At 54.1% G+C, this 9,391-nt stretch carries 10 protein-coding genes and 1 tRNA gene; 7 read left to right on the top strand and 4 right to left on the bottom strand.

Going from position 1 to position 9,391, the window contains the following annotated elements:
• Window positions 1-95 precede the first annotated feature (95 nt).
• Genes hemL through OXG10_08200 form a run of 3 tightly spaced genes read right to left on the bottom strand, consistent with a single transcriptional unit; the run spans window position 96 to window position 3,008 of the window.
• Window positions 96-1,388 carry a glutamate-1-semialdehyde 2,1-aminomutase gene (hemL, locus tag OXG10_08190; GenBank protein MCY3827335.1) on the bottom strand — a complete coding sequence of 431 codons (1,293 nt, stop codon included), beginning with the start codon at window positions 1,386-1,388 and terminating at the stop codon, window positions 96-98.
• A 34-nt stretch (window positions 1,389-1,422) separates the two neighbouring features.
• Window positions 1,423-2,238, bottom strand: coding sequence for a tetratricopeptide repeat protein (locus OXG10_08195; GenBank protein MCY3827336.1), 816 nt, complete (start codon window positions 2,236-2,238; stop codon window positions 1,423-1,425).
• Window positions 2,238-3,008 (bottom strand): OmpA family protein, encoded by a 771-nt coding sequence (locus OXG10_08200; protein MCY3827337.1) that lies wholly within the window; start codon window positions 3,006-3,008, stop codon window positions 2,238-2,240. Before OXG10_08200 ends, OXG10_08195 begins: the two co-directional genes overlap by 1 nt.
• Before the next feature lie 142 nt (window positions 3,009-3,150).
• Between OXG10_08200 and OXG10_08205 the strand changes: the two genes are divergently transcribed.
• Window positions 3,151-3,726: a flavin reductase family protein gene (locus OXG10_08205; protein MCY3827338.1), complete on the top strand. Its 576-nt coding sequence runs from the start codon at window positions 3,151-3,153 to the stop codon at window positions 3,724-3,726.
• Window positions 3,727-3,746: 20 nt separating this feature from the next.
• Here OXG10_08205 and fxsA read toward each other — a convergent pair whose 3' ends face one another.
• Window positions 3,747-4,145 (bottom strand): membrane protein FxsA, encoded by a 399-nt coding sequence (gene fxsA, locus OXG10_08210; protein ID MCY3827339.1) that lies wholly within the window; start codon window positions 4,143-4,145, stop codon window positions 3,747-3,749.
• Between the two features lie 76 nt (window positions 4,146-4,221).
• Between fxsA and OXG10_08215 the strand changes: the two genes are divergently transcribed.
• The 6 genes from OXG10_08215 (at window position 4,222) to OXG10_08240 (ending at window position 9,366) form a co-directional block, all read left to right on the top strand.
• On the top strand, window positions 4,222-4,962 hold the full coding sequence (locus OXG10_08215) for a hypothetical protein (protein MCY3827340.1): 741 nt from the start codon (window positions 4,222-4,224) through the stop codon (window positions 4,960-4,962).
• On the top strand, window positions 4,959-5,825 hold the full coding sequence (gene ispE, locus OXG10_08220; protein ID MCY3827341.1) for a 4-(cytidine 5'-diphospho)-2-C-methyl-D-erythritol kinase: 867 nt from the start codon (window positions 4,959-4,961) through the stop codon (window positions 5,823-5,825). Before OXG10_08215 ends, ispE begins: the two co-directional genes overlap by 4 nt.
• Window positions 5,826-5,971: 146 nt before the next feature.
• Window positions 5,972-7,252, top strand: coding sequence for a scavenger receptor cysteine-rich domain-containing protein (locus tag OXG10_08225; protein MCY3827342.1), 1,281 nt, complete (start codon window positions 5,972-5,974; stop codon window positions 7,250-7,252).
• A gap of 69 nt (window positions 7,253-7,321) precedes the next feature.
• Window positions 7,322-8,566, top strand: a complete 1,245-nt coding sequence (locus OXG10_08230) for a cache domain-containing protein (GenBank protein MCY3827343.1) — start codon at window positions 7,322-7,324, stop codon at window positions 8,564-8,566.
• Between the two features lie 84 nt (window positions 8,567-8,650).
• Window positions 8,651-8,724: transfer RNA gene (locus OXG10_08235), tRNA-Gln, on the top strand.
• A gap of 21 nt (window positions 8,725-8,745) precedes the next feature.
• Window positions 8,746-9,366, top strand: a complete 621-nt coding sequence (locus OXG10_08240) for a UvrD-helicase domain-containing protein (GenBank protein MCY3827344.1) — start codon at window positions 8,746-8,748, stop codon at window positions 9,364-9,366.
• Window positions 9,367-9,391: the final 25 nt, after the last annotated feature.

The following is a 9,391-nucleotide window of genomic DNA, read 5'->3' on the forward strand; positions in this document are numbered from 1 at the left end:
CGTCGATGTAGTTGCCGAGGAAGAGCCCGGCTATGACGGAGAAGGCGAACTCAATCCCGATTACGGTGAAAAAAAGCCAGTTAGGATTTCTGATTTTACTCTCCCCCGGAAATTTCCCGAAGCGACTCGCGGATTGCCTGCAGCGTAAGGTCTATCTGCTTTTTCGTGTGCGCGGTCGAAACGAACACGCTTTCGAACTGAGACGGCGGGAACATGACTCCGTTTTGAAGAAGATTTCTGAAGAATCTCGCGTATTTCGCAGTATCGCATCCGAGCGCCCCTGCGTAGTCCGTTACCCTCTTGCCGGTGAAAAACACGGTGAACATGGAGCCGACAGAATTTACGGTGGCGTCAATGCCAAGCTCTGCTATTATTTCCCTTATTCCGGATACAAGAGAGGCGGTCAGGCTCTCAAGACGCCTGTAGGTTCTCGGGTTAAGTTCTTTTACCGTCGCAATTCCCGCCGCCATGGCGAGCGGATTTCCCGAGAGGGTACCCGCCTGGTACATGGGACCTTCAGGCGAAACCATCCGCATTATTTCCGCGCTTGCCCCGTACGCCCCTACCGGGAGCCCTCCCCCTATTATTTTCCCGAGACAGGTTATGTCCGGGACTACGCCGAACAGTTCCTGCGCGCCTCCTCTTGCGAGACGGAAACCCGTTATTACCTCGTCGAAGATGAGAACCGCTCCGTGTTTTTTGCATGTGGAGCGCAATTTTCTGAGGAAGTTTTTCTCGGGAGTTACCACTCCCATGTTTCCCGCCACGGGTTCGATTATCACTCCGGCAATCTTTTCGGGGTACTTCTCGAAAAGCCTTTTGACGGAATCTATGCTGTTGTACCGGGCAAGCAGCGTTCTGTTCACAAACGATTTCGGGACCCCGGCGCTGCTTGGATTTCCGAAAGTCGTGGCTCCCGAACCGGATTTCACGAGCAGAAAATCCGAGTGTCCGTGGTAGCATCCCTCGAACTTGATTATGTATTCCCTTCCGGTGACCGTTCTTGCAAGCCTTATGGCACTCATGGTGGCCTCGGTTCCGGAATTGGTAAGGCGAACTTTCTCAATCGAGGGGAAGTGCCTTGCTATCAGCGCGGCAAGATCCGTTTCCAGTTCGCAAGGGGCACCGAAGCTCGTTCCCAGGGGAAGCCTTTCCCCGACGGCACCTACCACCGAGGGATGGGAGTGTCCCAGGATCAGCGGACCCCATGAGGCCACGTAGTCGATGAACCTGTTCCCGTCGGCGTCATATACGTAGGAACCTTCGGCCCTTGATACAAAGAGCGGCGAACCTCCCACGGCCGCAAAAGATCTCACGGGACTGTTTACCCCGCCCACAAGCACGTTTCTTGCCCTGCGAAAAAGCTTCTCTGAGTTGATGGTTTTCATAAAAACGGTTCGGTGTCGACCACGGCCGGAGCTTTTATTCTCCCGGCGTGGACAAGGTCTTAAGGTGTTCTTTCGCCGTTGCGGCTTCGGGTGAGTCCGGGTATGCCTCGATCAGAGATTCGAAAAAGAGACTCGCCTCGTTCGGTTTCCCTATTTTCAAGAGTGCGATTCCCTGATTGAGTTGGCAAAGCGGGATTTTAGGGCTGGCGGGCCAGGTTTCGATTATGTTCTGGTATTCGAGGATGGCCTCCTCGTAGAATTTTTCCTTGAAGTAGGAATCCGCGATGAGGAACATCGCGTCCGCGGCCTCATCGCTTCTGGGGGCGGCGGCAAGGTACTCTCGAAGCAACGCCCTTGCGGCCTCATAGTTACCGTCGGCAAACTTTTTTAGGCCCAGTTCGTAGTTCTCCTTGGGGTCTTTTTCCGCGGGGGCTGGCTCAGTTGCGGGTTCCCCGCCCGGACTTTCAGAAGCTTGCTCAGAAGGCGCGGCGGGAGGTGCCTGCGGTTGCGGAACCGGGGCCTGAGACTTGGCCTCTGCCATTGCCGACATCCCGGTTTCTATTTTTTTGAACCGTTCTTCGCTCTGAGCATGCATTTCGCCTATTATCTGCTCGAGTTCCAGAAGCTTGTTTTCGAATTCGAAAATCTTTTCGTTAAGATTAAGGATATTGTCTTCTTTTTTAACTTCTGCCTTCAGCCAGTCGATATCCTTCTGCATCTTCTTGATGTTCGTTTCAGCTTCCCTTTGCCTCGAGTAAAGAAAATCCAGGTCTCCTTCCGATGCTACGCAACCGTACATGAACACGGAAGAAAACAATACTGCGGCGACGGCCAGATATTTTTTTCTCATTAGTTTTCTGAGGAATTATTGTCAGAGAGGGCCATGAAGTGTCCTCGCCTGTTACGGCTGTACGCCTCATCCGATGTTCCCTCTTGCCATATTTCCGTTTCTCCCTTGCTGATGGAGTGAAGCATGTCGGGAGACACACCTTTTCCGATCATGTATTTTTTGATCTCATCCGCTCTTTTCTTTCCAAGGGAGAGGTTGTATTCCTCGGTCCCGCGGATGTCGCAGAAACCGAAGACGAGAATGAATTTGATTTTGTCTTTGTTTTTTTCGAAGATGCTTATGTTGCCGTCAATTGCCTCCATTGCCTCTTCCGATATCTCCGCGCTGTCGAATTCGAAGAACACGTCCGAGGTGGGAAGGTTTATCAGGTTTTCCTTGGAGAAGGCGTCGCTGAGCAGGGATTTCCGTATTTCCTGGGCCTCTTCGTCAAAGCCCTCCATGAAGGCGCCTTCCCTGGCGGCGCCGATTGCCTGCGTGGCCTTCAGTTCCGCTTGAGAGAGGACCTTCTCGGCTTCCTCAAGTTCCCCTTCGCTTATAAGCTCTTGGGCCATCTCGAAAAGCTTTTGTGCCTCTTCATACTCCCAAGTGTCTTCGGCACCCTCCGCCCGGGCTTCCTCAAGCATCTCCGATACCGCCATGACCCTGTCCTGAGTGCCCGCCGGTTCTTCAGCCGGGGGAGCAGTGGCGGGAACTCTCTTCGAGCACCCCGAGACGTGCAGGACACCAACGACCAGAAAAAGAAAAGCGACCGCCGGAATTATTTTTCTCATAGTCAGGGTTTCAGTCCGTTTAAAAGACACTGTCGCATTATAGCGGGTAAACTTAAAAGACGGGGTTACTATAGCACACGGGGGATGTTTTTTCAATCTTCCCGCGGCATTTTCTGCCGGGGACAAAAAAAGGAGTTTTTCAGTGAATGACGGGCCTTCAGTTTGCGGGGTTTTCTGGCATAACTGCCCTGTGGTGATCATAACCAGCAGGCGGGAGGATGAGATAAACGGCCAGGTAGCGACGACGCTTGTCACCTCCTCCATAGTTCACACCGTGCCCAGGCTTCTTATGGGGATATGGAAGAGAAATCACACCCACGGGTTCATAATGGAAAGCAGGAATCTCGTGGTGCATCTTCTCAGGAGGGATCAGATCGCTCTGGTGCGGAACTTCGGCTTTTATTCGGGCAGGGACAAAAAAAAGTTTATCGGCCTAGACCATTTCAAGGGCAGAAACGGCTGCCCCGTCCTAAAGGGAATACATTCCTATGTGGAGTGCTCGGTGCTCAACGCCATGGACGGCGGAGACATGACCGCTTTTCTGGTAAGCGTGGACTACGGGGAGATAATGAGGGGAGGGGAGTGGATGACGCTTGCGGACTTCTACTCTCTGGCTCCCGAGCAGTGGGTGATTGAGTACGGCCAGAAGCTCATGGAGTCGGTGAGTTTCTCCATGCCGATAATACACAAGATAAGCCACGAGCCGTTTCAGCCGTGAGCGGGCGCCGTTTCGGACCCTCAGCGTATTATTATGGTTGCGGAGCCTGAACTTCTCTCCGCGTATTTCTTAAGCCTGCTTTGAAGTTTTTTCTTGAACCAGTCCCTGGTAAAGGGAATAAGAAGGGAGAAGCCAAGAAGATCGGTAAGCAGCCCGGGTGTGAGAAGCACAACCCCTCCCACGAGTACGAGAAGACCGTTTATGAGGCTTTCCGTGGGCGGCCTGCCCTCGGCGACCTCCGCTCTTATCGCGCTTATGACCTGCGTTCCCTGACTTCTGGCAAGCGCCGCTCCCAGCACCCCCGTCGCTATGACTATGAATATGGTCGGCCAGAGCCCTATTACGTTCCCGAGCTTTATGAGCAGGGCGAGCTCAACGAGCGGAACCACGGTGAACAGAATTAGGAGTCTTGCGAACATCTGAAGTTGTTTAGAGATAAATCCCGGTTGTCTGTACGGTATAATAATATATCCGGAGGAAAATGCCGAATTGCCGATGGGAAAGCCGACTTCGCAAAGAAAAGTTTTCATATCTTTTCTGCTTGTCTTGTGTCTGGGAGCGGGGGGATGCCGGCTCTTCAGGTTCCTCGATGTAAAAGGCCAACTCGGGAATTTCAGCGAGAATTTCAGCGTGAGCGACCACGACGGTCTCCGCCTCACCTTCAAAAACCCCGTACTGCTCACAGGAGACGTCGAGTGGCTCATGGTCTACTCGCCGCCCGTAAAAACCCGTGTTGCCGTGGACACCCAGCTCTGGACCTATCATCTGGTGAAGAAGTACCCGGGCAGGAAGAGCGAAAGCGGAAATTTCGATCTGGCCATGGGGATGAAGCTTTGTCAGGGAAGGCTCTGCGAGGTTGTCTTTCCCGAGCGTCTCACCAAGTATATAAACAAGGAAGTTCTCGGGAAGGTGATGGGTTCGGTGGGCGGCGCGGAAGTGAAAAAGCTTGAGAAGACAAGCACCGCGGCCGTAAGATCCCTTGAACCCGAGGAAATCCCGAACTTCTCCGAAGTGATAGAGATTCTCGGCCGCCCGTACGCAAAGCTAAACCAGGAAGGCGGCGGTGTCTTCGTCTACAAGTACAGGCTTCTGGAAAAAACCCCGGAAGGGAAATACATCGTGTTCAGGCTTCTTCTCAGCTTTGATGAAAAAACGGAGAAGCTAAAAAAACTGGTGCTTCCGCTCAGAAGCGTGGAGCTTACGATGAATTTCGAGCCGGACGTGGCGCGAAAATGAGTTTTGTGAAGCTTCTCTCTCCCGCAAAGGTGAACCTGTTTCTGAGGATTCTCGGAAAACGCCCCGACGGCTACCACGAGATACAGTCGATACTTCAGCCTGTAAGTCTCTTTGACGAGGTGAGTCTTTCGGTAGAACCGGGGAAGGGGTCAGGTCTTTTGTGCTCGGGGAGGGAAATGCCCTCCGGAGGAGACAATCTTGCCGTGGCCGCCTCCCGCCTTTATCTTGAAGAAGCCGGGATTCGAAAAAAGGTCTCCATAGGGATAAAAAAGAATATTCCCCTAGGTGCCGGCCTTGGCGGGGGAAGCTCAAACGCCGCGGCGGTTTTGGTGGGCCTGAACAGGATCCTCGGGGAATTTACCGACCGGAACCTGCTCCGGATGGCCGCATCTCTCGGAGCAGACGTTCCGTTTTTTGTAAGATCCACCTCTTCGTTTGTCGAGGGAGCGGGGGAGAAGGTGAAGGTGCTTTCTCGTTTTCCGCTTTTTCACTACGTTATCATTTTCCCGCGAAAAAGCCTCTCTACCAGGGAGGTATACAGCAGGTGGGAACCTCCTTCCCGCCCGCCTGAGAGAATTGATGCCGTTTCGCTGGCCGGGAGCTTCCACCGGGGAGATCTTCCGCTTAAAAACGGACTTGAGGACACAGTCTTCGGGATTTTTCCGGAAATCCTTTCCCTGAGGGAAACTTTCCGGTCGCTCGGGGTCCGCTTCGCGCTCGTCTCGGGGAGCGGCTCGTCGGTTTTTTCCGTTTTCAGAAAGCGGCGGGAGGCTGAGGAAATCCACGAGTATCTGGCGACGTCTTCAGAGTTCGATGTTTTTCTCGCAAGCGGGATAAGCGGCTGGCACTTTCTTGCTGACTGAGCCTCTTTTGCCCGGATTCCGGGCGAAAACTCGTCCCCTGGAGGACCGTCTGTTTTGCTTGACGCGAGAAGGGGTCAACACTATAATAGGGAGGGGGGAGCAGTTTGGAAAACAGGTGTATTTGTCAAGGAATTACGGAGGTTCAGATGCTGGGAAAACTCAGAAACGTATTCTGGAGAGGGAAAAGAGGTGAACCGCGTTCCGGGAGAAAATCCGCGGAACCCATGGATATGCCGCGCGTCCTGATTGCGGCCGCCGGGTTTCTGCTTGGGCTTCTGCTCATGGGCGGACCCGCAGACGTAAGCACGCAGGAAACATACGCCGACGGGGACCTTAGACTGGTGGATGTTAGTACAGGCACCGTGGTAGATCTCAGTACTGCTACCGCGCCCTCGGGCAGGCTTGAGATATTCGATGATCCCGACGCCGACGGCACCGGCGAATGGAAGGGCATATGCGATGACGGGCTCGGGACCCTGGGAAAAGCGCAGGACAACAACATCCGCGTGATCGGCAGGCAGGAGGCCCGCGTGGCGTGCCGCCAGCTGGGCTTTTCAGGGGGGACTCCGATTGTCAGGCTCGCGCATCCCTCAAGCTCCGCGCTAGACCCGTCCGCGTATTACCTGCTTGATGACCTTGAGTGCTCAGGCTCTGAAGACAGGATTCTCGGCGAAGGAAAGTGCAAGCACCTGTCGCGCGGGCAGAACGACTGCGGTAAAAATGAGGCTTTCGGCGTCACATGCGCCGCCCCGACCTCAAACAATGATGCCGTAGGCCATACAGCTATCAGGGGCACCGAAACCAAAACAGGGGTAACCGTGACCGCCGATCACTCGGGGATTACTGACGCGGACGGAAAACCCACGGCCGAAAGCGCGTTTTCCTATCAGTGGATAAGGTCCGATATAGCCTGGAACGAAACGACAATCACGGGCGCGACCGCTTCCACTTATACCTTTCAGGAAGAGGATGAGGAAGAGTGGGTCAAGGTCAGGGTCCGTTTCACCGATAACGCGGGCAACGCGGAAGAGGTGGAAAGCTTTGAAGTGGGGCCTGTCTACACGAACAAGCCCGACGGCAGCCTCAGATTGCTTCGTACCATTAATACCGGCACCGGCCAGGTATCCGGTCCCAACGAGGGACTGCTCCAGATATTTGACGAACAAAGCAAGCGATGGAAGGGAGTATGCGATGACAGCTGGGACGATCAGGACGCGGGGGTGGCGTGCCGGCAGCTTGACTACCAGGCTGGAGGCACCGCGGATGGCGAGATAATCTGGCTTGGATATCCTCCGCTTCTCTATCTGCTTGATGAAGTGGGGTGCGACGGTACGGAAAACACGCTGCTTGAATGCGACCACGCGGGACGGGGAGTGCACGACTGCACCGCCTGGGAGTACGCGGGCGTCACATGCGTGCCGAACTGATTTCCGGTGAAGATTGGTTGGTGCTGCAGAGTTTTCGCCGCGTGAGACCCTGCGGCTTGGAGAGATACCATGAAAAACATAAAAAACCTGATTTTTTTATTCTGTGTTGCGGGGATGCCGGGTGCCGTTTCCTTCCATGCGCCCCCTGCCGCCGCCCATAACGGCGGGCACACGATGACCACCGCTGTCTCCGACGTATCGGATGACAGCACTCTTGAGGATTTCGTAGAGCACGCGGCGGCGCATCTTATGGAGGTCACGACATTTTCCGAGACTCTTGCAATACTGAACGGGTTCAGAGATGAATCGGGGGACTGGAATGACGGTTCCACTTACCTTGTTCTCCTGACAAGCGCGGGAGGGGTCTATGTTCACGCCAAAAACAGGGAGCTTGAGGATCAGGACTGGTCCCGGCTTGAGGATGCCGAGGGGAACAACGTGGGGCAGCAGTTTCTCAGCGGAGGACTTGTAACTTATGTTGGGAATGATAGCAGTACCGGCAAAGCCTATGCGCATCATTTCACGGCTTCCGCAGTTCCGTTCGCCAATCCGCGCTTGTCCCGGGAAGACGGGTTTGTTCTCGTCGGCGGATTTGATTATGAGCCTGAAGTTATAGGTCAGAAAAGATCCTATGAGGATCTGATCGACTCAATCCCTGTTGAGATACGTCCGCGTCCGAGCAAGGAGGCCTTCGAGATAGGCGGCGAAGATACCCGCGAGATGGATGAACAGGAGCTTAAAACGTTTGTGGAAGAGGCAATCATTTTCTTTACGGGGGCTGTTGCGCTTCCCGATCTTGATCCCGTGAGGCTGCGCACTATTTTCAGGCTTGACAACGGGCCATGGAGACACGTATCCACCTATATCTACATAATGGATGCCGAGGGCAACGTGATTTTCAACGGGGCGAACAGAAATATTGAGCAGACCAACCTGCTCAACGATCCTGATGTCGGGGAGGACATTGCCCGGCTCATTGAAGCGGCGAAAATGCCGGGCGGAGGATTCGTGGAATACAACTGGGAAGACCCCGCAGTTGTGGGTGACGGGGAGCAAAGCGGAGGTCCCGGCGGCGATTCGCCGAAGCTTGGCTACACAAAAGCCCATTCATCTGACAAGGACAATCCTGACGCGTCTGTCTATATCTTCGGTTCCGGGCTTTATCTCGGGCCATCGGAAGAAGATGATGATGGAGGATGTGCTCTTTCGGGTACAGCGAACAGGACTGAAAGTGCTCTTGTGGGCACACTCCTTGTCGTATCCGCCATGCTTTCCGTTGTTTTTGTCCGGCAAAGACGCCGGGGGAGCGCCTGAGCGATCTCTTGCCGGGATTGCGCTTTGTCCCGGGTCTTTCTTTAACAGTCGCGCGGATGTGATAACATAGGAGTGTTTTGCGACTGGGGCGTCGTCTAACGGCAGGACACCGGGTTTTGGTCCCGGTAGTGGGGGTTCGAGTCCTCCCGCCCCAGCCAGAAATTTCTATTCACGGTACCATGTCAGGCAATTCTCTCAAAGGACTTAACCCTTCCCAGCTTGAGGCCGTAACCCACGGAGAGGGCCCGCTGCTTGTGCTCGCGGGTCCGGGTTCGGGAAAAACCAGGGTGATAGCCCACCGCATTTCCTACCTCGTGAACGACCTTCGCGTGCTTCCGGAGAACATACTGGCCGTTACATTCACCAACAAGGCGGCGGGGGAGATGAAAAAAAGGGTTTTTGATCTGGGCGGCGGTATGGCGGGCGGGATGTGGATCGGAACTTTCCACTCGATCTGCCTGCGTATCCTTAAAGCGGAAGTGGATTTTCTTCCCGACTACACGAAGGACTTCGTCGTTTACGATCAGGACGATCAGTTGAACCTGCTTAAAAGCTCTCTGAAGGAACTTGACTACGGGGAAAGTTTTTTCGTGCCGAAGAATGTGCTTTCTCAGTTTGACCAGCTTGAGAACAGCGGGCTGGTTTCTTTTCGGGACGATTTTTACGACAGCGCACTCGGGGAGCTTTACGACTTTTACAAAAAAGAGCTTGTCAGGCGAAACGCGATGACGTTTAACGACCTGCTTTGTGTCACGAACAGGCTTTTCTCTCACCACTTGAACTTTAAAGTGCACCACTGACTTTGATAACTCTCTTTCAGGGGAG

The sequence above is a fragment of the Candidatus Dadabacteria bacterium genome (assembly GCA_026706695.1).
Classification (GTDB): Bacteria; Desulfobacterota_D; UBA1144; order Nemesobacterales; family Nemesobacteraceae; genus Nemesobacter.

Excerpts from the sequence above, each read along its gene's own strand:
- hemL (MCY3827335.1), bottom strand. The coding sequence starts at position 1,388 with ATGAAAACCATCAACTCAGAGAAGCTTTTTCGCAGGGCAAGAAACGTG.
- OXG10_08195 (MCY3827336.1), bottom strand. The coding sequence starts at position 2,238 with ATGAGAAAAAAATATCTGGCCGTCGCCGCAGTATTGTTTTCTTCCGTG.
- OXG10_08200 (MCY3827337.1), bottom strand. The coding sequence starts at position 3,008 with ATGAGAAAAATAATTCCGGCGGTCGCTTTTCTTTTTCTGGTCGTTGGT.
- fxsA (MCY3827339.1), bottom strand. The coding sequence starts at position 4,145 with ATGTTCGCAAGACTCCTAATTCTGTTCACCGTGGTTCCGCTCGTTGAG.
- OXG10_08215 (MCY3827340.1), top strand. The coding sequence starts at position 4,222 with ATGGGAAAGCCGACTTCGCAAAGAAAAGTTTTCATATCTTTTCTGCTT.
- ispE (MCY3827341.1), top strand. The coding sequence starts at position 4,959 with ATGAGTTTTGTGAAGCTTCTCTCTCCCGCAAAGGTGAACCTGTTTCTG.
- OXG10_08225 (MCY3827342.1), top strand. The coding sequence starts at position 5,972 with ATGCTGGGAAAACTCAGAAACGTATTCTGGAGAGGGAAAAGAGGTGAA.
- OXG10_08230 (MCY3827343.1), top strand. The coding sequence starts at position 7,322 with ATGAAAAACATAAAAAACCTGATTTTTTTATTCTGTGTTGCGGGGATG.
- OXG10_08240 (MCY3827344.1), top strand. The coding sequence starts at position 8,746 with ATGTCAGGCAATTCTCTCAAAGGACTTAACCCTTCCCAGCTTGAGGCC.